The 21,487-nt window shown below is 36.4% G+C and carries 25 protein-coding genes and 2 rRNA genes (1 of these 27 only partly in view); 26 read left to right on the top strand and 1 reads right to left on the bottom strand.

Annotated elements, in window-relative coordinates; all coding sequences use genetic code 11:
* From ACXKY9_RS00165 to rsmI, 11 genes are all read left to right on the top strand, one after another.
* Window positions 1-992: ribosomal RNA gene (locus ACXKY9_RS00165) — 23S ribosomal RNA — on the top strand (it extends 1,930 nt beyond the left edge of the window).
* 49 nt (window positions 993-1,041) lie between these two features.
* Window positions 1,042-1,157, top strand: a 5S ribosomal RNA gene (rrf, locus tag ACXKY9_RS00170).
* Between the two features lie 189 nt (window positions 1,158-1,346).
* Window positions 1,347-1,526, top strand: coding sequence for a sigma factor G inhibitor Gin (locus tag ACXKY9_RS00175; RefSeq protein ID WP_000776279.1), 180 nt, complete (start codon window positions 1,347-1,349; stop codon window positions 1,524-1,526).
* A gap of 71 nt (window positions 1,527-1,597) precedes the next feature.
* On the top strand, window positions 1,598-3,019 hold the full coding sequence (locus ACXKY9_RS00180) for an aminotransferase class I/II-fold pyridoxal phosphate-dependent enzyme (protein WP_001075296.1): 1,422 nt from the start codon (window positions 1,598-1,600) through the stop codon (window positions 3,017-3,019).
* Window position 3,020: 1 nt separating this feature from the next.
* Window positions 3,021-3,647: a dTMP kinase gene (gene tmk, locus ACXKY9_RS00185; RefSeq protein WP_000677214.1), complete on the top strand. Its 627-nt coding sequence runs from the start codon at window positions 3,021-3,023 to the stop codon at window positions 3,645-3,647.
* A gap of 35 nt (window positions 3,648-3,682) precedes the next feature.
* Entirely contained in the window at window positions 3,683-4,666 is a 984-nt protein-coding gene (gene holB / locus ACXKY9_RS00190) for a DNA polymerase III subunit delta' (RefSeq protein WP_000169563.1), read from the top strand.
* Window positions 4,667-4,671: 5 nt separating this feature from the next.
* Complete coding sequence (locus ACXKY9_RS00195) at window positions 4,672-5,499, top strand: PSP1 domain-containing protein (protein ID WP_000272429.1); 828 nt, start codon at window positions 4,672-4,674, stop codon at window positions 5,497-5,499.
* Between the two features lie 14 nt (window positions 5,500-5,513).
* Window positions 5,514-5,864 (top strand): DNA replication initiation control protein YabA, encoded by a 351-nt coding sequence (yabA, locus tag ACXKY9_RS00200; RefSeq protein WP_000412063.1) that lies wholly within the window; start codon window positions 5,514-5,516, stop codon window positions 5,862-5,864.
* Between the two features lie 82 nt (window positions 5,865-5,946).
* Window positions 5,947-6,687, top strand: coding sequence for a tRNA1(Val) (adenine(37)-N6)-methyltransferase (locus tag ACXKY9_RS00205; protein WP_001055369.1), 741 nt, complete (start codon window positions 5,947-5,949; stop codon window positions 6,685-6,687).
* Window positions 6,674-6,964 carry a GIY-YIG nuclease family protein gene (locus ACXKY9_RS00210; protein ID WP_000414350.1) on the top strand — a complete coding sequence of 97 codons (291 nt, stop codon included), beginning with the start codon at window positions 6,674-6,676 and terminating at the stop codon, window positions 6,962-6,964. Before ACXKY9_RS00205 ends, ACXKY9_RS00210 begins: the two co-directional genes overlap by 14 nt.
* Window positions 6,933-7,808 (top strand): 16S rRNA (cytidine(1402)-2'-O)-methyltransferase, encoded by an 876-nt coding sequence (gene rsmI / locus ACXKY9_RS00215; RefSeq protein ID WP_000267822.1) that lies wholly within the window; start codon window positions 6,933-6,935, stop codon window positions 7,806-7,808. The genes ACXKY9_RS00210 and rsmI overlap by 32 nt, the downstream gene beginning before the upstream one ends.
* Window positions 7,809-7,828: 20 nt before the next feature.
* Here the strand turns inward: rsmI and abrB are convergent, their stop codons facing one another.
* The gene (gene abrB, locus ACXKY9_RS00220; protein WP_000843036.1) at window positions 7,829-8,113 is read right to left on the bottom strand and encodes a transition state genes transcriptional regulator AbrB; all 285 of its coding nucleotides are present in this window, start codon (window positions 8,111-8,113) and stop codon (window positions 7,829-7,831) included.
* A gap of 485 nt (window positions 8,114-8,598) precedes the next feature.
* On the opposite strand from abrB, the gene metG reads away from it, so the two are divergent.
* The 15 genes from metG to ACXKY9_RS00295 all read left to right on the top strand — a co-directional run bounded on the left by metG (window position 8,599) and on the right by ACXKY9_RS00295 (window position 21,397).
* Entirely contained in the window at window positions 8,599-10,581 is a 1,983-nt protein-coding gene (gene metG, locus ACXKY9_RS00225; protein WP_000134142.1) for a methionine--tRNA ligase, read from the top strand.
* 166 nt (window positions 10,582-10,747) lie between these two features.
* Window positions 10,748-11,515, top strand: a complete 768-nt coding sequence (locus ACXKY9_RS00230; protein ID WP_000895843.1) for a TatD family hydrolase — start codon at window positions 10,748-10,750, stop codon at window positions 11,513-11,515.
* Between the two features lie 214 nt (window positions 11,516-11,729).
* Complete coding sequence (gene rnmV, locus ACXKY9_RS00235) at window positions 11,730-12,287, top strand: ribonuclease M5 (protein WP_000692835.1); 558 nt, start codon at window positions 11,730-11,732, stop codon at window positions 12,285-12,287.
* Window positions 12,284-13,162, top strand: coding sequence for a 16S rRNA (adenine(1518)-N(6)/adenine(1519)-N(6))-dimethyltransferase RsmA (gene rsmA, locus ACXKY9_RS00240; protein WP_000651548.1), 879 nt, complete (start codon window positions 12,284-12,286; stop codon window positions 13,160-13,162). The genes rnmV and rsmA overlap by 4 nt, the downstream gene beginning before the upstream one ends.
* A gap of 110 nt (window positions 13,163-13,272) precedes the next feature.
* Window positions 13,273-14,136, top strand: a complete 864-nt coding sequence (gene yabG / locus ACXKY9_RS00245; protein ID WP_000242869.1) for a sporulation peptidase YabG — start codon at window positions 13,273-13,275, stop codon at window positions 14,134-14,136.
* Between the two features lie 225 nt (window positions 14,137-14,361).
* Window positions 14,362-14,622 (top strand): biofilm formation stimulator Veg, encoded by a 261-nt coding sequence (veg, locus tag ACXKY9_RS00250; RefSeq protein ID WP_000044347.1) that lies wholly within the window; start codon window positions 14,362-14,364, stop codon window positions 14,620-14,622.
* Window positions 14,623-14,713: 91 nt separating this feature from the next.
* Entirely contained in the window at window positions 14,714-14,893 is a 180-nt protein-coding gene (gene sspF, locus ACXKY9_RS00255) for an acid-soluble spore protein SspF (RefSeq protein WP_002094215.1), read from the top strand.
* A gap of 196 nt (window positions 14,894-15,089) precedes the next feature.
* Window positions 15,090-15,959: a 4-(cytidine 5'-diphospho)-2-C-methyl-D-erythritol kinase gene (gene ispE / locus ACXKY9_RS00260; protein ID WP_000772101.1), complete on the top strand. Its 870-nt coding sequence runs from the start codon at window positions 15,090-15,092 to the stop codon at window positions 15,957-15,959.
* A gap of 54 nt (window positions 15,960-16,013) precedes the next feature.
* Entirely contained in the window at window positions 16,014-16,862 is an 849-nt protein-coding gene (gene purR / locus ACXKY9_RS00265; RefSeq protein ID WP_000702466.1) for a pur operon repressor, read from the top strand.
* Window positions 16,863-16,981: 119 nt separating this feature from the next.
* The gene (locus ACXKY9_RS00270; protein ID WP_000869811.1) at window positions 16,982-17,356 is read left to right on the top strand and encodes a RidA family protein; all 375 of its coding nucleotides are present in this window, start codon (window positions 16,982-16,984) and stop codon (window positions 17,354-17,356) included.
* A gap of 152 nt (window positions 17,357-17,508) precedes the next feature.
* On the top strand, window positions 17,509-17,802 hold the full coding sequence (gene spoVG / locus ACXKY9_RS00275; protein ID WP_000454041.1) for a septation regulator SpoVG: 294 nt from the start codon (window positions 17,509-17,511) through the stop codon (window positions 17,800-17,802).
* A 312-nt stretch (window positions 17,803-18,114) separates the two neighbouring features.
* Window positions 18,115-19,494, top strand: a complete 1,380-nt coding sequence (glmU, locus tag ACXKY9_RS00280; protein ID WP_000071040.1) for a bifunctional UDP-N-acetylglucosamine diphosphorylase/glucosamine-1-phosphate N-acetyltransferase GlmU — start codon at window positions 18,115-18,117, stop codon at window positions 19,492-19,494.
* 21 nt (window positions 19,495-19,515) lie between these two features.
* Window positions 19,516-20,469 (top strand): ribose-phosphate diphosphokinase, encoded by a 954-nt coding sequence (locus ACXKY9_RS00285; RefSeq protein ID WP_000107420.1) that lies wholly within the window; start codon window positions 19,516-19,518, stop codon window positions 20,467-20,469.
* Window positions 20,470-20,541: 72 nt separating this feature from the next.
* Window positions 20,542-21,102 (top strand): aminoacyl-tRNA hydrolase, encoded by a 561-nt coding sequence (gene pth / locus ACXKY9_RS00290; RefSeq protein WP_000767702.1) that lies wholly within the window; start codon window positions 20,542-20,544, stop codon window positions 21,100-21,102.
* A gap of 70 nt (window positions 21,103-21,172) precedes the next feature.
* Window positions 21,173-21,397, top strand: coding sequence for an anti-sigma-F factor Fin family protein (locus ACXKY9_RS00295; RefSeq protein ID WP_000399438.1), 225 nt, complete (start codon window positions 21,173-21,175; stop codon window positions 21,395-21,397).
* Window positions 21,398-21,487: the final 90 nt, after the last annotated feature.

Consider the following 21,487-nt stretch of genomic DNA (forward strand, 5'->3'; position numbering starts at 1 on the left):
CCGTAACTATAACGGTCCTAAGGTAGCGAAATTCCTTGTCGGGTAAGTTCCGACCCGCACGAAAGGTGTAACGATTTGGGCACTGTCTCAACCAGAGACTCGGTGAAATTATAGTACCTGTGAAGATGCAGGTTACCCGCGACAGGACGGAAAGACCCCGTGGAGCTTTACTGTAGCCTGATATTGAATTTTGGTACAGTTTGTACAGGATAGGCGGGAGCCATTGAAACCGGAGCGCTAGCTTCGGTGGAGGCGCTGGTGGGATACCGCCCTGACTGTATTGAAATTCTAACCTACGGGTCTTATCGACCCGGGAGACAGTGTCAGGTGGGCAGTTTGACTGGGGCGGTCGCCTCCTAAAGTGTAACGGAGGCGCCCAAAGGTTCCCTCAGAATGGTTGGAAATCATTCGTAGAGTGCAAAGGCATAAGGGAGCTTGACTGCGAGACCTACAAGTCGAGCAGGGACGAAAGTCGGGCTTAGTGATCCGGTGGTTCCGCATGGAAGGGCCATCGCTCAACGGATAAAAGCTACCCCGGGGATAACAGGCTTATCTCCCCCAAGAGTCCACATCGACGGGGAGGTTTGGCACCTCGATGTCGGCTCATCGCATCCTGGGGCTGTAGTCGGTCCCAAGGGTTGGGCTGTTCGCCCATTAAAGCGGTACGCGAGCTGGGTTCAGAACGTCGTGAGACAGTTCGGTCCCTATCCGTCGTGGGCGTAGGAAATTTGAGAGGAGCTGTCCTTAGTACGAGAGGACCGGGATGGACGCACCGCTGGTGTACCAGTTGTTCTGCCAAGGGCATAGCTGGGTAGCTATGTGCGGAAGGGATAAGTGCTGAAAGCATCTAAGCATGAAGCCCCCCTCAAGATGAGATTTCCCATAGCGTAAGCTAGTAAGATCCCTGAAAGATGATCAGGTTGATAGGTTCGAGGTGGAAGCATGGTGACATGTGGAGCTGACGAATACTAATAGATCGAGGACTTAACCATATAATATGTAGCAAATGTTATCTAGTTTTGAAGGAATATGCCTTCATAGTTTGGTGATGATGGCAGAGAGGTCACACCCGTTCCCATACCGAACACGGAAGTTAAGCTCTCTAGCGCCGATGGTAGTTGGGACCTTGTCCCTGTGAGAGTAGGACGTCGCCAAGCAACTAAAAACACAAGTCATTTGATTTGTGTTTTTTTGTATTGTTAAAAAGAACGGGAAAGAAGTAAGGGTGATACAAACACGTTGCCCAAGAGTTAATCATATTATATAAGAGATGGGTGTATATTTTTCTGTAAATTGTTAAGGATTAGAAGTATAAAATAGGTTCACTAAAATAGGGAGGGAAGGCTATGAAATTACAAAGTGAAGTTTGTATTGTTTGTGAGACAAAAAGAAAAGAAGGTATATATGTTTATAATAATTTAATATGCTATGAATGTGAAAAGGATATGGTGAATACAGAGACAGATGATCCGAAATATATACATTATTTAAAGCAGCTTCGAAAATTAGAAGTATCATATTTTTAAATAGGCATATGCCTATTATTTTTTTTGTTCTGTATAATAGATAGAGAATGAATAATAAGGAAGAGATGTAGATGAATCAAAATCGTATGCCTTTATATGAGGCGTTAATAGAGTTTAAAGAAAGAGGGCCGTTATCCTTTCATGTTCCAGGTCATAAGAATGGTTTAAACTTCCCTCAGGAGGCAATAAGAGAGTTTAAAGATATTCTATCTATTGATGTAACTGAGTTAGCAGGACTAGATGATTTGCATAGTCCGTTTGAATGTATAGATGAGGCACAACAATTATTGGCTGAAGTTTATAATACAAAGAGGAGCTATTTTTTAATTAATGGTTCAACAGTCGGGAACTTAGCAATGATTTTGTCTTGTTGTGGGGAACATGATATTGTTCTTGTACAAAGAAATTGCCATAAATCAATTATTAATGCTTTAAAACTTGCGGGAGCAAATCCCATTTTTTTAGATCCATGGATTGATGAAGCTTATAACGTACCGGTGGGAGTTCGTAACGAAATTATTAAGAAAGCAATTGAAAAGTATCCAAATGCGAAAGCACTCATTTTAACGCATCCTAATTATTATGGTATGGGTATGGATCTAGAGGCAAGCATCGCTTTTGCACATGCACATAAAATCCCTGTTTTGGTAGATGAGGCACATGGGGCACATCTGTGCTTGGGAGAACCATTCCCAAAGTCAGCATTAACATATGGTGCAGATATTGTAGTTCATTCTGCACATAAAACATTACCCGCAATGACAATGGGTTCCTATTTACATATAAATAGTCACTTAGTAGACGAAGAGAAGGTTACTACTTATTTAAGTATGCTACAATCTAGTAGTCCATCGTATCCAATTATGGCTTCCTTGGATATAGCACGCTTTACAATGGCGCGTATAAAAGAAGAAGGTCACAGTGAAATTGTTGAGTTTTTACGAAGATTTAAGGAACAATTACGTTCTATTCCCCAAATCGCCATTTTAGAATATCCGTTGCAAGATGAGTTAAAGGTCACCGTACAAACTCGTTGTCAGTTATCAGGGTACGAATTACAGTCTGTATTTGAAAAGGTCGGTATATATACAGAGATGGCTGATCCGTACAATGTCCTATTTATTTTACCCTTACAAGTAAATGAGGGATATATGAAGGTTATAGAGATGATCCGAGTAGCATTGCAACATTATGAGGTGAAAGACAAGAGGGAATCTATTCGTTATACTTATAAAGGTGAATTCTCTCTTTTACCGTATACGTATAAACAACTAGACGGATATGAAACAAAGATAGTATCTATAGAAGAGGCTGTTGGAATGATAGCGGCGGAAATGGTGATTCCGTATCCACCTGGAATTCCATTGATTATGTATGGAGAGAGAATTACTTCAGAGCATAAAGAGCAAATTATGTATTTAGAGAGAGCAGGAGCTCGTTTTCAAGGTAATACGAAATATATGAAAGTGTATGATATAGAAAGTAGGTTTTAGGATGAAGGGATTATTTGTAACAATTGAGGGCCCAGAAGGTTCAGGTAAAACAACGTTAATTAAAAGCTTATTGCCATATTTTGAAAAAAAAGCACAAAAGGTAATGGCGACAAGGGAACCAGGCGGTATTGCAATTTCTGAGGACATTAGGACGATTTTACATAAACAAGAATATACGATGATGGAAGCACGTACAGAAGCGCTTCTTTATGCTGCTGCGCGCAGACAACATTTAGTAGAAAAAGTTATGCCAGCACTTAATGAGAACTACCTCGTGTTATGTGATCGTTTTATAGATAGCTCTTTAGCATACCAAGGCTATGCAAGAGGATTGGGTATGGATAAGGTATTTGAAATAAATCGTTTCGCAACAGAGGACTGTATGCCTAGTTTAACAATTTATCTAGACATTGAGCCTGAGGTTGGTTTGGCTCGGATTGAAAAAGATGCAGGACGTGAAGTAAATCGACTAGATATGGAAGATATCTCTTTCCATAAACGTGTGCGCGAAGGGTATTTACAAGTTGTAGAACGTTTCTCGGATCGTATTGTATTGGTAAATGCTGATCAGCCGATGGAAAAACTTATAGAAGAAGTTGTTCAGATTATAGAAGATAAATTGTTATAATAGAAGGAAAGAATGAAATAAGTGAGGTATGCATTATGACGAAGACGTGGGAGCAGCTTTCTGCTATACAACCCATCGGTGTAAAAATGTTGATGAATAGCATTGCAAAAGAGCGTATATCCCACGCTTACTTGTTAGAGGGAGGGAAAGGGACAGGAAAGTTTGCGACAGCAATTCAAATGGCAAAGAGTTTCCTCTGTTCTGAGCGGAATGGGGTAGAGCCCTGCCATGTATGTACAAACTGTAAGCGAATTGATTCAGGTAACCACCCTAACTTACATATTGTAAAACCAGACGGATTATCTATTAAAAAGCAGCAAATTCATGATTTACAAGAAGAGTTTTCAAAAACAGGATTAGAGGCAAATAAAAAATTATATATTATTGAGCACGCAGATCGTATGACAGCAAATGCGGCAAATACACTTTTGAAATTTTTAGAAGAACCAAGTAGTGATACAACTGCTATTTTACTTACTGAACAAAGTCATCAAATTTTAAATACGATTTTATCTCGTTGCCAAGTTGTTACGTTTAGACCGTTACCTACGGAATCTTTAATTAGAAGATTACAGGATGAAGGGATTACAGCATCTTTATCGACACTTGCTGCTCAACTTACAAATAGTTTTGATGAAGCTTTAGCTTTATGTAGTGATGAATGGTTTGCACAAGCACGAGCTTTAGTGATAAAATTATGTGAAGCGCTCGAAAAAGATAAAACCTCTATTTTTTTTGTACAAGAAAAATGGGGAAAACACTTTGGAGAGAAAGAACAATTACAGCAAGGTTTAGATATGTTACTCCTTATTTATAAGGATTTATTATATGTTCAACTTGGAGAAGAAGATCGTCTTGTTTTTCATGATCAGAAAGAGATGTTTGAATCGTTTTCCTATGCTCAGAAGCGCATTGTATCAGCTCTCTTTAATATATTAGAGGCAAAAAATAGAATCAACGCTAATGTAAATGCGCAGCTTGTGTTCGAACAGTTAGTGTTGCGGTTGCAGGAGGGATGACCGTTTTGTATGATGTAGTAGGTGTTCGCTTTAAGAAGGCCGGAAAGGTATATTACTTTGATCCAAACCAGTTCGATATCTCTGAAAATGAGTTTGTCATTGTAGAAACGGTAAGAGGTATTGAATACGGAAAAGTAGTTATTACCAAAAAACAAGTTGATGAAAACGACGTTGTATTACCGCTAAAAAAGGTTATTCGTATTGCAAATGAAAATGATCGTACCATTGTTGAAGAGAACAAACATGCTGCCAAAGAAGCATATCAAGTCTGTCAACAAAAGGTAGTAGAGCATAATCTTGATATGAAACTTGTAGATGTAGAGTATACATTCGATCGTAATAAGATTATTTTCTATTTTACTGCGGATGGTCGGATCGATTTCCGCGAACTAGTGAAGGACTTAGCCGCAATTTTTAGAACAAGAATTGAACTAAGACAAATTGGTGTTCGTGATGAAGCGAAGATGCTAGGTGGTATTGGTCCATGTGGTCGTATGCTTTGTTGTTCTACTTTTTTAGGGGATTTTGAACCTGTATCCATTAAAATGGCAAAGGATCAAAATTTATCATTAAATCCTGCAAAAATCTCTGGTTTATGTGGTCGCTTAATGTGTTGCTTAAAATATGAGAATGATGAATATGAGGCAGCAAAGGAACAACTTCCTGATTTAGATCAACGTATACAAACCCCGCATGGTACTGGCCGTGTTATCGGATTAAATATTTTAGAAAGATTAATTCAAGTGGAACTAGTAGACAAGGAACGGATAGTAGAATATACGTTAGATGAGTTAGTGAATAAAGGGGTCGTTTCGAGTCAAACCACAGATTAATGAGGTGGGTGCTTGTGGAGAAAAAAGATATTTTTGAATCGGTTTCTAGTATGGAAGAGCAAATTGGACATTTATATAAACAGTTGGGAGAGTTAAAACAGCATCTTGCAGAGTTGTTGGAAGAAAACCAGCATATAAAAATGGAAAATAACAATTTGCGACACCGTTTTGAAGAAGTGCAGAATAAAGAAAAACAAAAAACTCAAAAACGTAAAGAAGTGAAGCCGAAAACAGATATTGGTGAAGGCTATGACAATTTAGCGAGACTGTATCAAGAAGGTTTTCATATTTGCAATCTACATTATGGAAGTGTACGTAAAGAGGGAGATTGTTTATTCTGTCTGTCATTCTTAAATAAAAAGTGAAATTACCTTTCCAATTATAATTGGAAAGGTAATTTTTTATACATGAAATAGGGTAGGTTAAGGGTAAGAAAAGGAGCAGTATATGAATTTATATGAAGATGAACGTTTAGATTACTTATTAGCACAAGACATGAAGATTATACAAAGCCCATCAGTATTTAATTTTTCTTTAGATGCCGTTTTACTTGCAGATTTTGCATGGGTACCAATTCAAAAGGGGAATTTACTTGATTTGTGTACAGGTAACGCGGTTGTTCCCCTTCTATTAAGTACAAGAACAAAAGGAAATATTACTGGGGTGGAAATTCAAGAACGCTTATATGATATGGGAGTAAGAAGTGTTCAATACAATGGGTTGGAGGAAAGAATTCACCTCATACATGGAGATTTGAAAGATATGCCAGAGAAACTTGGGCGTCATCAATATGATGTTGTTACATGTAATCCACCATATTTTCAAACACCTCAAACTTCAGAGAAAAATATGAATGAACATTTAGCGATAGCTCGTCATGAAATTATGTGTACATTAGAAGATGTTGTATCTGTAAGTAGTCAGTTAGTAAAACAAGGTGGGAAAGTAGCGTTTGTACATCGTCCAGGGCGATTACTAGACATTGTCACATTAATGCGTAAATATAAAATTGAACCAAAGCGTGTGCAATTTGTTTATCCTAAGGTTGGAAAAGAAGCAAATACATTGTTAATTGAAGGAATTAAGGATGGAAATGCAGATTTGAAAATTTTACCGCCTCTCGTTGTATATGAGAGCAATAACGAATATACAAAGGAGCTACGTTCGATTTTATATGGAGAAGAATAAGCACTTTTTTTATGTGGTAGAGTGCTCTGATGGAAGTTATTATGCTGGATATACAAACCATATAGAAAAGAGAATTCAGACTCATAATAGCGGCAAAGGGGCTAAGTATACACGCGTCAGGCTTCCTGTTGTTTTAAAATATGTAGAGACCCACGATGATAAGCGTACAGCTATGCAAGCGGAGTATTACTTTAAGCAATTAACGAGAAAACAAAAAGAGGCATATATGCAAAAAGGAGAACGCTATGTGGCAACAAAAAAGCTTTCAACAAAATGAAAAGGGAGTTTTATATTTAGTACCAACTCCTATTGGAAATCTAGAAGATATGACATTTCGTGCAATCCGAATTTTAAAAGAAGTTGATTTAATTGCTGCTGAAGATACGAGACAAACGAAAAAACTTTGTAATTATTTTGAAATTGAAACACCTGTTACGAGTTATCATGAGCACAATAAAGAAGTAAGTGGGAAGAAACTATTAGAGAAATTAGAGGATGGAAAGAATGTAGCACTTGTTAGCGACGCTGGTATGCCGTGTATTTCTGATCCAGGTTACGATATTGTCGTTGAGGCAGTAGCTGAGCAATATCATGTAATTCCGCTTCCTGGAGCAAATGCAGCCCTTACAGCATTAATTGCATCCGGTCTTGAAACAAAGCAGTTTTATTTCTATGGTTTCTTGCAGAGAAACAAAAAGGAACGAAAGATGGAGTTAGAAAAGCTTCGTTATGTACAAACTACAATGATGTTTTATGAAGCGCCTCATCGTTTAGACGATACTTTAATTTCGATGCAGGAAGTGTTGGGAAATAGAGAGATTGTATTATGTCGAGAGTTAACTAAAAAATTTGAGGAATTTATTCGAGGGACAATCGAAGAAGCAATTGAGTGGACGAAGCAAAATGAAGTACGTGGTGAGTTTTGTATTTTAGTAGCTGGTTCAACAGAAGAACCTGTTCCAGAAGAACAATGGTGGGAATCTCTTTCGGTATATGATCATATTGAATATTATATAAATGAAAAAAGTATGAATTCAAAAGAAGCGATTAAAACAGTCGCTAAAGATCGAGATTTGTCGAAAAGAGATGTATATCAAATCTATCATGTCGATAAAAAATAAGCTTCTCATAATTGAGAAGCTTATTTTGCTGTTTCGATATAATCTTGAAGTTCGTTTAAGATTTGCTCAGCGCCTTCTTTGCTTAAGATGATTTTACCTTCAGCTAAAGAAAGGTTACCGTCAGATACTTCACCAGTTACTTGGCAAGTCATGTTTGGTTTATATTTCTTTAAGATGATTTTTTCGTCATCAACATAGATTTCAAGAGCGTCCTTTTCTGCAATACCTAAAGTACGGCGTAATTCGATTGGAATTACTACACGACCTAATTCATCAACTTTACGAACAATACCAGTAGATTTCATAATTTTTTTCCTCCTAAATAAATAGTTTATAAGTTTCGAGTCTATTTTTAGATTCGTCATTTTTCGACAAAATACCCTATGGACATATGATACCAATCATTTACATTTCCGTCAATTCTTAAATTCTATATTTTTTAAAAAGATTTATAGATTTCTTATTTCTTATATATAATAGATTGAGAGGAAATTCCACAATTATTTACATTATTTTCTGAAAAAATAATAAATTAAAAGTGGAGATTGTATATTTTTGTGAAATATGAGCAATAGATGATAAAGATATCGAGCATTAAGACCTAAATTTAAAATTAGGTTGGCGTAAAGAAGATAAGTTAGATTTGGGCTGCTCGTAAAAGCCCAATTAATGTGGGCTAATAATTAGTAGGGAGGAACAAAAACCCTACTGATTAAAGTTTCACTTTATATATGAGTTTTTGATATACTGTTTATAAATACATATGAGGTTATTCGGGAGGTCCAAAACAATGACAGAGGAAAATAAGTCCTTTTATATTACTACCCCAATTTATTATCCAAGTGGAAAATTACACATTGGACATGCTTATACGACAGTAGCAGGAGATGCGATGGCACGATATAAGCGTATGCAAGGTTATAATGTGCATTATTTAACAGGAACTGATGAGCATGGACAGAAGATCCAAAAGAAAGCAGAAGAGTTAAATATTACGCCACAGGCATATGTTGATAACATTGTTGCAGGAATTAAAGGGCTTTGGGAGAAGATGGATATTTCTTATGATGATTTTATTCGTACAACTGAAGATCGTCATAAAGATGTTGTCGAAAAAATCTTTAAGCAATTAGTAGATCAAGGTGACATTTATCTTGATGAATATGAAGGTTGGTATTCTGTACAAGATGAGACGTTCTATACAGAGCATCAATTAGTAGATCCAATTATGGAAGGCGACAAAGTAGTTGGAGGAAAAAGCCCAGATAGTGGTCATGATGTAGAACTTGTTCGTGAAGAATCTTATTTCTTTAGAATGGGTAAATATGTCGACAGACTATTAAAGTTCTATGAAGATAATCCACATTTCATTCAGCCGGAGTCTCGTAAAAATGAAATGATTAATAATTTTATTAAACCAGGATTAGAAGATTTAGCGGTTTCTCGTACTTCATTTGACTGGGGAGTTCGTGTTCCTGGTAACCCAAAACATGTTATTTACGTATGGGTTGACGCACTATCTAATTATATTACGGCGTTAGGTTATGGAACAGCAAATGAAGAGAAATATAAAAAATTCTGGCCTGCAGATGTGCATTTAGTTGGGAAAGAAATTGTTCGTTTCCATACAATTTATTGGCCGATAATTTTAATGGCATTAGATTTACCTCTTCCGAAGAAAGTCTTTGCTCATGGCTGGATTTTAATGAAGGATGGAAAGATGAGTAAGTCAAAAGGAAACGTAGTAGATCCAGTTACATTAATCGATCGTTACGGATTAGATGCATTACGTTATTACCTACTTCGTGAAGTTCCATTTGGATCTGATGGTGTATTCACACCAGAAGGATTTGTGGAGCGTATTAATTTCGACTTAGCAAATGACTTAGGTAATTTATTAAATCGTACAGTAGCTATGATTGATAAGTATTTTAACGGAGAAATCCCTGCATTTAAAGAAAATGTGACGGAATTTGATGAAACGTTAGTAGCGTTTGCACAAGATACTTTGAAAAAAGTAGAAGAAGCAATGGAGAATATGGAGTTCTCTGTAGCGTTAGGATCTATTTGGCAACTAGTTAGTCGTACGAATAAATATATTGATGAAACACAACCATGGGTATTAGCAAAAGATGAGAATGATCGTGAAAAGTTAGCTTCTGTAATGGCTCATTTAGCAGAAGTACTTCGTCAAACAGGTATTATGCTTATGCCATTCTTAACAGTAGCACCAAGCAAGATGTTTGCTCAGCTTGGCCTTACTGATGAAGCTCATAAATCTTGGGAAAGTCTATCTACAATTGGCTGCATTCCAGCTGGAACAAAAGTAGAAAAAGGAAACCCAATTTTCCCTCGTTTAGAAATGGAAGTGGAAGTAGAGTACATTAAAGAACAAATGAAAAGCTCTGCTCCTAAAGTAGAAGAGAAAAAAGAAGAAGAACCGAAGGCAGAAGAAATTACAATTGATGATTTCTTTAAAGTAGAATTACGCGTAGCTGAAGTACTATCTGCTGAACCTGTGAAAAAAGCAGACAAGTTGTTAAAAATTCAACTAGACTTAGGCACAGAAAAGCGTCAAGTTGTTTCTGGAATTGCAAAATTCTATTCGCCGGAAGACTTAAAAGGTAAAAAGGTTATTTGTGTAACAAACTTAAAACCTGTAAAATTACGCGGTGAATTATCGCAAGGTATGATTTTAGCGGGTGAAGAGAATGGCGTATTGTCATTAGCATCAATTGACCAAAATCTACCAAATGGTACAAAAATCAAGTAATTAAGACAAGAAAAGAGATGTTTCACGTGTAACATGTGTGAAGCGTCTTTTTTCTTTTTACACTCTCTATTTTTGCATTAAGATTGTAGTATTGTTATCGTTAAGTTATTAAAGAACTTATTTTTGTAGAATAAACTTGATTTCAATATAAAAGGAGTTATGTATTATGTTGTTTGATACACATTCACATTTGAATGCAGAGCAATTCGAAGAAGATTTGCAAGAGGTTATTGCCCGAATGAAAGAAGCGGGAGTTACTTATACAGTTGTTGTTGGTTTTGATGAAGTAACGATAAAAAAGGCGATGGAATTAGCTGAAGCCTATGATTTTATTTACGCTGCGGTTGGCTGGCATCCAGTTGATGCAATCGACATGACAGAAGAACATTTAGCTTGGTTAGAAGAACTTGCTTCTCATCCTAAAGTCGTTGCACTTGGAGAAATGGGCTTAGATTATCACTGGGATAAGTCTCCAAAAGAAATACAGAAAGAAGTATTTCGTAAACAAATTGCATTAGCGAAAAAAGTAAATTTGCCGATTATTATACATAACCGCGATGCAACTCAAGATATTGTCGATATTCTAGAAGAAGAGAATGCAGCTGAAGTAGGAGGCATTATGCATTGCTTTAGCGGTAGCGTAGAAGTAGCAGAGCGATGTGTTGATATGAACTTTTTAATTTCGTTAGGTGGACCAGTTACATTTAAAAACGCTAAGAAACCGAAAGAAGTTGCTACGGAGATTCCATTAGAGAAATTGTTAATAGAGACGGATTGTCCCTATTTAACGCCGCATCCATTTCGCGGGAAACGAAATGAACCGAGTTATGTAAAACTCGTAGCAGAAGAAATTGCGAATTTAAAAGGAATTTCTTATGAGGAAGTAGCAGAAATGACAACTAAAAATGCAAAAGTTTTATTTGGTGTTGAATAAAAAGAACGGGGGAAACCTGTTCTTTTTTATTTTGAGAAAAACTAGTAGAAGTAATCAAGAAAATAAATGTGAATGATGAAGTGTTACAATAAGGACAGAGAACAAAGATTTTTCTATTCTATTTTTTAAAATATAAGAATGGGGAAAATAATAATGGAAAAGTCGTCATTTTTTTGTTTTACTAAGTAGAGACGAAATGAGTGTGGAGGCAAGCATGAAAATAAAAGAGATTATCGTTGTAGAAGGTAAAGATGATACAGTTGCGATTAAGCGTGCTGTTGATGCGGATACAATTGAAACGAACGGTTCAGCAATCGGTGATCATGTTATTGAGCAAGTTAAATTAGCGCAGCAAAAAAGGGGCGTTATTATTTTCACAGATCCGGATTATCCTGGAGAGCGTATTCGAAAAATTATTTCTGACAAGGTTCCTGGCTGTAAGCATGCTTTTTTACCGAAGGAAGAAGCGCTTGCTAAAAGGAAAAAGGGTGTTGGGATTGAACATGCTTCTAATGAGTCGATTCGCCGTGCTCTAGAGAATATACATGAAGAAATGGAAGCTTACACAAGTGAAATTAGTTGGAGTGATTTAGTCGATGCAGGCTTAGTGGGCGGAGAAATGGCAAAGAGCCGCAGAGAAAGAATGGGTAAGTTATTAAAGATTGGTTATACAAATGCAAAACAGTTACATAAACGATTACAGATGTTTCAAGTTTCAAAGGAATCATTTGCAGAAGCTTATAAGCAAGTAATACAGGAGGAAAAAAAATGAAGGATATCGCAACGCCAAATCGTACAAAAGACATTGTTGAAAAGTATGGATTTTCATTCAAAAAAAGTTTAGGACAAAACTTTTTAATTGATACAAATGTATTAAATCGTATTGTCGATCATGCAGAAATTGGTTCAGAAAGTGGTGCAATTGAAATTGGACCAGGTATTGGTGCATTAACAGAGCAATTAGCGAAGCGTGCTAAAAAAGTAGTGGCTTTTGAAATTGATCAAAGACTATTACCAATTTTAGATGAGACGTTAGCGCCATATGGTAATGTTACAGTTATTAATAAAGACGTACTAAAAGCAGATGTACATGAAGTATTTAATGAGCAATTTGAAGAAGGGCAAGATGTAATGGTAGTAGCTAACTTACCGTACTATATTACAACGCCAATTTTATTTAAATTGCTTGAAGAAAAGTTACCAGTTCGTGGATTTGTTGTTATGATGCAAAAAGAAGTTGGAGATCGTTTAGCTGCTAAACCTGGAACAAAAGAGTATGGTTCTTTATCGATTGCCATTCAGTACTATACAGAGGTTGAAACAGTTATGACTGTACCGCGTACAGTGTTTGTACCACAGCCAAACGTTGATTCTGCAATTATCCGCCTTCTAAAGCGTCCTAAACCGGTTGTAGAGGTGACAGATGAAACGTTTTTCTTTGAAGTAGTACGAGCAAGTTTCGCACAGCGCCGTAAAACTTTAATGAATAATTTATCAAATAATTTAAATGGTTTCCCGAAAGATAAGGAGTTATTGGATCGAATTTTAACAGAAGTAGGAATTGATCCAAAGCGAAGAGGCGAAACGCTATCTATTGAAGAGTTTGCAACATTAAGTAATGCATTAGTTCTTCATAAATTATCATAAGAATATGAAAGGGACAGTTCAAGTTGAACTGTCCCTTTTGTCACCTTTCGCTCTCTAAATTCATACTTTAAAAACAGGTAAGATGGCCTAATGAGTTTGGAGGTAGGAGAATGGTTTTACATGTTGGAGAATTAGTGGAACGATATTCTCATAAGAGGGATATTCTTTTTCGTATTATAGAAATAAAAGGCGAGATAGCTATATTGTTTGGAGAGGAAATTAGACTGGTGGCGGATGCGCCACTTGAAGATTTAATTAGTATAGATCAAAGAGAACATAAAAAAAGGGTGAAGCGTGAGAAAGAAACAATGGAGCGCACGTATCGTTTGTTTCAACAAGATTATGTACTGATGAAACAAAGGCATGAACATACTTCAACTGGTGGATACACAAGTGAGGTAAATTATTTTCAAATGCCGGGACGTGTATTGCATATAGATGGAGACCCTTTATATTTGCGCAAGTGCTTAGATTTATATAATAAAATTGGCGTTCCTGTTCAAGGTATTCATTGTAAAGAAACGGTGATGCATGAAAAAGTAGTAGACTTAATAGATCACTTTCGCCCAGACATTCTCGTTATTACAGGGCATGATGCATATACAAAATCAAAAGGAGTGAAGGGAGATTTAGCGGCATATAGGCATTCAAGGCATTTTGTACAGGCTGTTCGTGAAGTGCGAAAAAAATATCCATCATTGGATCAACTTGTTATTTTTGCTGGGGCATGTCAATCACATTTTGAGGCACTAATTCGTGCAGGGGCCAATTTCGCTAGTTCACCATCTAGAATTAATATTCATGCACTAGATCCTGTATATGTAGTTGGTAAAATTAGTTTTACTTCATTTATGGAGAGAGTCAATGTATGGGATGTCGTACGTAATACAATTACTGGTGAAAAGGGACTAGGTGGAATTGAAACGAGAGGGATTTTACGAACGGGATTACCTTTTCAACATTACGAAGAGTAAGCAGGATACATATGTATCTTGCTTTTTGTATGGAAGGATTTAAATGAATTTGGATAAAAAGAGGTAAGAACGTAAAGACTACGTAATGATACTTTTACAATATAGTATTTCTTCTATCTATTCAAACGCAGGATGATATTAGCTGTGAATCGCGGTTAATAATTAGGATAGATATATCGTGCTTTAAGTGTTCAATCTAAATTACAGCGAGGTGTAGCGAAGTATATGTCAAAACGTTTAGATGAAATTAAAAGCGAATTAGATCACCATCTTGGACAGCGACTTATGTTAAAAGCAAATAGTGGAAGAAGAAAAACTGTGGAGCAATCAGGTGTACTAGCAGAAACATACCGTTCCGTTTTTGTTGTACAATTGGATCAACAAGAAGATGCGTTGCAACGTGTATCTTATAGTTATGCAGATGTTTTAACAGAGACAGTAGAGTTAACATTTTATGGAGACCCTCATAATGAGGTCATTTTATAATCCATATATCATTACATATATTCCCATAAATGAAAAGCTATATTATTTTGCATACTAACTATACCGTAGCAAAATAAGGAGGGACTCTGCATTGAGTAGACGAAGAGGTGTCATGTCAAACCAATTTAAAGAAGAGCTAGCAAAAGAGCTTGGCTTTTATGATGTTGTTCAGAAAGAAGGATGGGGCGGAATTCGTGCGAAAGATGCTGGTAACATGGTGAAACGTGCTATAGAAATTGCAGAACAGCAATTAATGAAACGAAACCAGTAGTTGTAAGATACTTTCTGTGCTACGGTAGCCGAGGAGACATTCCTCGGCTTTTTGTACTCTAAAAGGTGCCATCATTTTACATAAGTAGTTTCATTCTGAATGCTTTTCGTTATAATTAGGGAAGTGTCATCGTCTTACTATAAATTTATGGTAAAATAAACGATAAAAGATTGAGTACATAGAGTGGGTGAATAGATTGAAGCTACTAGTGAAAGCACCAGCAAAGATTAATCTGTCGTTAGATGTACTGGGAAAAAGACAAGACGGATATCATGAAGTGAAAATGATTATGACAACCATTGATTTAGCAGATCGTCTAGAACTAACGGAATTAGCAGAAGACCGTATTGAAATTTTATCCCATAATCGGTATGTCCCAGACGACCAACGAAATTTAGCTTATCAGGCAGCGAAATTATTAAAAGAGAAGTTTAATGTAAAAAAAGGTGTATCTATTACTATTGAAAAAACGATTCCAGTAGCAGCTGGATTAGCAGGTGGAAGTAGTGATGCAGCAGCGACATTACGTGGTCTTAATAAATTATGGAATTTAGAGCTTACAATTGATGAGTTAGCAGAGCTTGGTGCAGAAATTGGATCAGATGTATCGTTCTGTGTATACGGAGGCACAGCAATTGCCACTGGAAGAGGAGAGAAAATTGAGCATATAAAGACTCCGCCTTCTTGTTGGGTTATTTTAGCGAAACCACATATAGGTGTATCTACTGCTGATGTGTATGGAAATTTAAAGTTAAATCGAGTTACACATCCAAATGTAGATAAAATGGTTGATGTCATAAATTCTGGTGATTATAAAGGAATTTGTGATACTGTTGGTAACGTTTTAGAAGATGTAACATTTGGAATGCATCCTGAAGTTGCCCGTATTAAATCACAGATGAAGCGATTTGGAGCGGATGCTGTATTAATGAGTGGAAGTGGTCCAACTGTATTTGGACTTGTACACCATGATTCACGAATGCATCGCATTTATAACGGATTAAAAGGATTTTGTGAACAAGTCTATGCGGTACGTTTATTAGGAGAGCGAGAAACGCTTGAATAAAGACGTATAATACGTTATGATTTGTTTAGAATATTCGTGATTTGAGGTGAGAGTATGAAAATTAGAAGAAGTACAAGATTAGTCGATATGACTTATTACTTGCTACAAAACCCTCGTCAGCTAGTATCTCTCACTTTTTTTGCTGAAAGGTATCAATCGGCTAAGTCTTCCATTAGTGAAGATTTAGTTATTATTAAGCAAACGTTTGAACAACAAGGGGTCGGCACATTGCAAACGATACCAGGAGCAGCAGGAGGAGTGAAATATATACCGTATATAAGTGAAGAAGAGGCAGATCTAATTATTGATGAGCTTTGTGGCTTATTTGAAAACCCAGATCGTATTTTGCCTGGCGGTTACTTATACATGACAGATTTATTGAGTAATCCTCGCCATATTAATGGCGCAGGTCGTTTGTTTGCTTCTGTTTTTGCTAGGCAACCAATTGATGCAGTTATGACGGTGGCAACGAAGGGGATTCCACTTGCTTATGCAGTGGCAAATTACTTAGATGTACCAGTTGTAATTGCAAGGAAAGATAATAAGGTAACAGAAGGTCCGACTGTTAGTATTAACTATGTGTCGGGTTCTTCTAAACGAATTCAAACAATGACGTTAGCAAAACGCAGTCTTCCAGAAGGGTCGAATGTTTTAATTATTGATGACTTCATGAAAGCTGGCGGAACAATTCAAGGTATGATGAGTATGCTAGAAGAATTCAAGGCTAATGTTGTTGGTATTGGTGTATTAGTAGAATCCACAGATATTGAAGAACGACTAATTAATAATTTTGTATCATTAATTCGTCTATCGGAAGTTGATGTGAAAGAAAAAACGATTCAAGTGGAAAAAGGGAATTATTCTCTTGCACCATTTGATGAAGGGCTTGTAGAGGCGGAATAAAAGATAGAGCAGATAGCTCTATCTTTTTTATTTTATTTATAGATTATAAAATAGATGGACAAACTGCCTTTCGTACACTATTTTTAAAGAGTAAAATAAATAATAAAAGGGTGAAAAGTATGAAAGTTGTTCAAACAAGCAAGGCACCACAAGCAATTGGACCTTATTCACAGGGGATTATTGTAAATAACATGTTCTATAGCTCAGGACAAATTCCATTGATGGCAAATGGGGAGCTTGTAACAGGAGATGTAACAGTACAAACAGAACAAGTATTTCAAAATTTACAAGCGGTATTAGAGGAAGCAGGTGCTTCATTTGATACAGTCGTAAAAACAACAGTATTTTTAAAGGACATGGATGATTTTAATGCTGTGAATGAAGTGTATAGCTCTTATTTCTCTACTCATAAACCAGCTCGATCTTGTGTGCAAGTAGCAAAATTACCGAAAGATGTTTCCGTTGAAATTGAAGTAATCGCCCTAGTTAAGTAACCTTTTGTAAGCGATAACCTCCACTAATCTCTATATTCAACTACTTTAAAAATTTTTATCTTAAAAATTTTTAAAAAATTAAAGGGAAAATAGAAAATTTGTGGAATTTATACAAATATATCGCTTATTTAGAAAAGGGTGGTGAACACAAGATGGAAGTGACTGACGTAAGATTACGCCGCGTAAACACAGAAGGCCGCATGAGAGCAATTGCCTCTATTACTCTAGACCATGAATTTGTTGTTCATGATATTCGTGTAATTGATGGTAATAATGGATTATTTGTAGCAATGCCAAGTAAACGTACTCCAGATGGAGAGTTCCGTGACATTGCACATCCAATTAATTCTGGTACACGCTCTAAAATTCAAGATGCGGTTTTAACAGAGTATCATCGTTTAGGCGAGTTAGAAGAGGTTGAGTTTGAAGAAGCAGGTGCTTCGTAAAATTCGAATGAAAAGGGCTTTTGACAAAAAGCCTTATAATTTTGTAGCAAACTCCTGTAAGCATTTACAGGGGTTTGTTTTTTTTGCTTTATATTTGGAAACTGTATAATTTATTAACATAAAAAGAAGAAACTACTAATTTTTTCAAAATCATTTTAAATAGTATAGCTTATTTCTTAAAAAAGATACTAAAGAGTAAAACATCTTATAAGAATTATGGTAAAATTTAATAGTTAAAATGTGTTTCTTGAAATATATGATGATTTAGGATAATATCTTTAATGGATAAATAGGTTGCGATGGAGGGTCTATATGTCAAACAGATTTGCAGTGATTCTAGCTGCAGGTAAAGGCACACGTATGAAGTCTAAGCTATACAAAGTGCTGCATCCTGTATGTGGAAAACCTATGGTACAACACGTAGTCGATCAAGTATCTCAATTAGGATTGCAGAAACTTGTAACGGTTGTTGGACATGGTGCTGAAATGGTACAAGAACAGCTAGGGAACGTAAGTGAATTTGCATTACAAGCAGAACAACTTGGTACAGCACATGCTGTAGATCAAGCTGCAAGTGTACTTGCAAATGAAGAAGGAACAACTTTAGTTATTTGTGGTGATACGCCTCTAATAACTGCTGAAACAATGGAAGCATTACTTCAGCAACATAAAGAAGCAGGAGCAATGGCGACGGTGCTAACAGCATACATAGAAGAGCCTGCTGGATATGGCCGTATTGTTCGTAATGAGAATGGTCATGTTGAAAAGATTGTTGAGCATAAAGATGCAAATGAGAAAGAATTAGCTATTAAAGAAATCAATACAGGTACGTATTGTTTTGATAATAAGGCTTTATTTGCTTCACTTTCTAAAGTTTCAAATGATAACGTGCAAGGTGAATATTACCTTCCAGATGTTATTGAGATTTTAAAAAATGAAGGTCATATCGTATCAGCTTATCAAACAGAGCAGTTCGATGAAACGTTAGGTGTTAACGACAGAGTCGCTCTATCGCAAGCGGAAATTATTATGAAAAACCGTATCAACCGAAAGAACATGGTAAATGGTGTTACAATTATTGATCCAAGTAACACTTATATTTCTGCTGATGCAATTATCGGTAGCGATACAGTTCTTCATCCAGGAACAATTATTGAGGGGAACACTGTAATTGGTTCTGATTGTGAAATTGGACCGCATACAGTAATTCGCGATAGTGAAATTGGAGATCGTACGACAATTCGACAATCTACTGTACATGATAGTAAGCTTGGTACAGAAGTATCGGTTGGTCCATTTGCACATATTCGCCCAGGTTCAGTTATTGGAGACGAAGTACGCGTTGGAAACTTCGTGGAAATCAAAAAAACTGTCTTTGGTAATAGAAGTAAAGCTTCACACTTGAGTTATATCGGGGATGCACAAGTTGGAGAAGACGTGAATCTTGGTTGTGGTTCAATTACGGTGAACTATGACGGTAAGAATAAATTCAAAACTGTGATTGGTAATGGGGTATTTATTGGATGTAATTCAAACCTTGTTGCTCCAGTAACAGTTGAAGATGGTGCTTATGTGGCGGCAGGCTCTACAATTACAGAGAATGTTCCATCAAAAGCATTATCGGTAGCACGTGCACGTCAAGTTAACAAAGAAGACTATGTTGATCAATTGCTGAATAAGAAAAAATCATAATAATGTGGAGGGTTAATCTAGATGTCGACTCAATATCTAAATTCTAATTTGAAAGTATTCTCTTTAAACTCTAATAAGGAACTTGCTGAGCAGATTGCAAAGCATATTGGAGTAGGACTAGGAAAATGTTCTGTTGATCGTTTTAGTGATGGAGAAGTTCAAATTAACATTGAAGAAAGTATCCGTGGTTGCGATGTATTCATTATTCAATCTACAAGCTTCCCAGTAAACGAACATATCATGGAATTACTTATTATGATCGATGCATTAAAACGTGCATCTGCGAAAACAATTAATATTGTTATTCCTTACTATGGTTATGCGCGTCAAGACCGTAAAGCGCGTTCTCGTGAACCAATTACATCGAAACTTGTAGCAAACTTGCTTGAAACAGCAGGTGCAACTCGTGTAATCACTCTAGATTTACATGCTCCACAAATTCAAGGGTTCTTTGATATCCCAATCGACCACTTAATGGGTGTACCGATTCTTTCTGATTACTTTGAAACAAAAGGTCTTAAAGATATCGTAATCGTGTCTCCTGATCATGGTGGTGTAACTCGTGCGAGAAAAATGGCAGATCGTCTAAAAGCGCCAATCGCTATTATTGATAAGCGTCGTCCTCGCCCGAACGTTTCAGAGGTAATGAACATTATCGGTAATATTGAAGGCAAAACAGCGATTTTAATTGATGACATCATTGATACAGCTGGTACAATTACATTAGCAGCAAACGCTCTTGTTGAGAACGGTGCTTCTGAAGTATATGCTTGCTGTACACACCCAGTATTATCTGGTCCAGCAATTGAGCGTATTCAAAATTCAAACATTAAAGAGTTAGTTGTAACGAACTCTATCGTATTACCAGAAGAGAAGAAAATCGACAAAGTACATGAACTTTCAGTTGCTCCATTAATCGGAGAAGCAATCATTCGTGTATACGAAGAAGAATCTGTGAGTGTATTATTCAATTAATTGGATAGAATGAGACGTAACCAAAATTGGTTACGTCTTTTCGTATCGAAAAAAGAAAGTAGTGGTACAAGAATGAAATTGATAGTAGGACTTGGGAACCCAGGTAGAGAATATGAATTAACAAGGCATAATATTGGATTTATGGCCATTGATGAACTTGCGAAGCGTTGGAACATTTCTTTGAATGAACAAAAATTTAAAGGTGTATTTGGTGCAGGGTTTGTTAATGGAGAAAAGGTAATCTTATTAAAGCCGCTAACATACATGAATTTATCTGGGGAAAGTATTCGTCCACTTATGGATTATTATAAAATTGATGTTGAGGACTTCGTTGTTATGTACGACGATTTAGACATTCCTGTAGGTAAATTGCGTCTTCGCATGAAAGGTAGTGCTGGTGGACATAATGGTGTAAAGTCAACGATTTCGCACTTAGGAACACAAGAATTTCAACGTATCCGTATGGGAATTGATCGCCCGAAAAATGGAATGAAGGTAGTCGATTATGTATTAGGACGCTTTACATCTGAAGAGATTCCGGATGTTAACCATTCTATTGAAAAAGCAGCGGATGCATGTGAAGAGTGGCTAAATAAGCCTTTTCTTCAAATCATGAATACTTTCAATAGTTAAAAATGAGATTGGGAATATTTCTCTTTTGTTTTACCCATACTAGTAGTAATTGAATTTTTAGGAGGCTAGTATGGAAGGGTATTATTATTGCAGACACTGCGGAGGTAATGTAGGCTCCATTAACGCAGAAAAAGTATATAGCGACGTTTTATTTCAACTAACGGAGCAAGAAGTAGTAGAAATGATTCATTTTCATGAGAATGGAAATATATATATAAAAACGATTTGTGAATCGTGTCAAGAAACGCTCGCATCTTATCCTGAGTATTATGAGTATGAAAAATTTCTGCAATAAAATGTTGTCGCTTTGGCATGTCCAAAGCATTTTTCTGTTTTCCTTTTCCAAAATATTTGCATAAAATAGAATGACTTGCTCTTTATGTTG

Source organism: Bacillus sp. 2175 (assembly GCF_057812155.1).

Excerpts from the sequence above, each read along its gene's own strand:
- ACXKY9_RS00230 (WP_000895843.1), top strand. The coding sequence starts at position 10,748 with ATGTTGTTTGATACACATTCACATTTGAATGCAGAGCAATTCGAAGAA.
- ACXKY9_RS00210 (WP_000414350.1), top strand. The coding sequence starts at position 6,674 with ATGGAGAAGAATAAGCACTTTTTTTATGTGGTAGAGTGCTCTGATGGA.
- ACXKY9_RS00270 (WP_000869811.1), top strand. The coding sequence starts at position 16,982 with ATGAAAGTTGTTCAAACAAGCAAGGCACCACAAGCAATTGGACCTTAT.
- rsmI (WP_000267822.1), top strand. The coding sequence starts at position 6,933 with ATGTGGCAACAAAAAAGCTTTCAACAAAATGAAAAGGGAGTTTTATAT.
- abrB (WP_000843036.1), bottom strand. The coding sequence starts at position 8,113 with ATGAAATCTACTGGTATTGTTCGTAAAGTTGATGAATTAGGTCGTGTA.
- ACXKY9_RS00205 (WP_001055369.1), top strand. The coding sequence starts at position 5,947 with ATGAATTTATATGAAGATGAACGTTTAGATTACTTATTAGCACAAGAC.
- ACXKY9_RS00175 (WP_000776279.1), top strand. The coding sequence starts at position 1,347 with ATGAAATTACAAAGTGAAGTTTGTATTGTTTGTGAGACAAAAAGAAAA.
- metG (WP_000134142.1), top strand. The coding sequence starts at position 8,599 with ATGACAGAGGAAAATAAGTCCTTTTATATTACTACCCCAATTTATTAT.
- pth (WP_000767702.1), top strand. The coding sequence starts at position 20,542 with ATGAAATTGATAGTAGGACTTGGGAACCCAGGTAGAGAATATGAATTA.
- glmU (WP_000071040.1), top strand. The coding sequence starts at position 18,115 with ATGTCAAACAGATTTGCAGTGATTCTAGCTGCAGGTAAAGGCACACGT.
- ACXKY9_RS00285 (WP_000107420.1), top strand. The coding sequence starts at position 19,516 with ATGTCGACTCAATATCTAAATTCTAATTTGAAAGTATTCTCTTTAAAC.
- ACXKY9_RS00180 (WP_001075296.1), top strand. The coding sequence starts at position 1,598 with ATGAATCAAAATCGTATGCCTTTATATGAGGCGTTAATAGAGTTTAAA.
- veg (WP_000044347.1), top strand. The coding sequence starts at position 14,362 with ATGTCAAAACGTTTAGATGAAATTAAAAGCGAATTAGATCACCATCTT.
- rsmA (WP_000651548.1), top strand. The coding sequence starts at position 12,284 with ATGAAGGATATCGCAACGCCAAATCGTACAAAAGACATTGTTGAAAAG.
- ACXKY9_RS00295 (WP_000399438.1), top strand. The coding sequence starts at position 21,173 with ATGGAAGGGTATTATTATTGCAGACACTGCGGAGGTAATGTAGGCTCC.
- spoVG (WP_000454041.1), top strand. The coding sequence starts at position 17,509 with ATGGAAGTGACTGACGTAAGATTACGCCGCGTAAACACAGAAGGCCGC.
- yabG (WP_000242869.1), top strand. The coding sequence starts at position 13,273 with ATGGTTTTACATGTTGGAGAATTAGTGGAACGATATTCTCATAAGAGG.
- rnmV (WP_000692835.1), top strand. The coding sequence starts at position 11,730 with ATGAAAATAAAAGAGATTATCGTTGTAGAAGGTAAAGATGATACAGTT.
- purR (WP_000702466.1), top strand. The coding sequence starts at position 16,014 with ATGAAAATTAGAAGAAGTACAAGATTAGTCGATATGACTTATTACTTG.
- tmk (WP_000677214.1), top strand. The coding sequence starts at position 3,021 with ATGAAGGGATTATTTGTAACAATTGAGGGCCCAGAAGGTTCAGGTAAA.
- holB (WP_000169563.1), top strand. The coding sequence starts at position 3,683 with ATGACGAAGACGTGGGAGCAGCTTTCTGCTATACAACCCATCGGTGTA.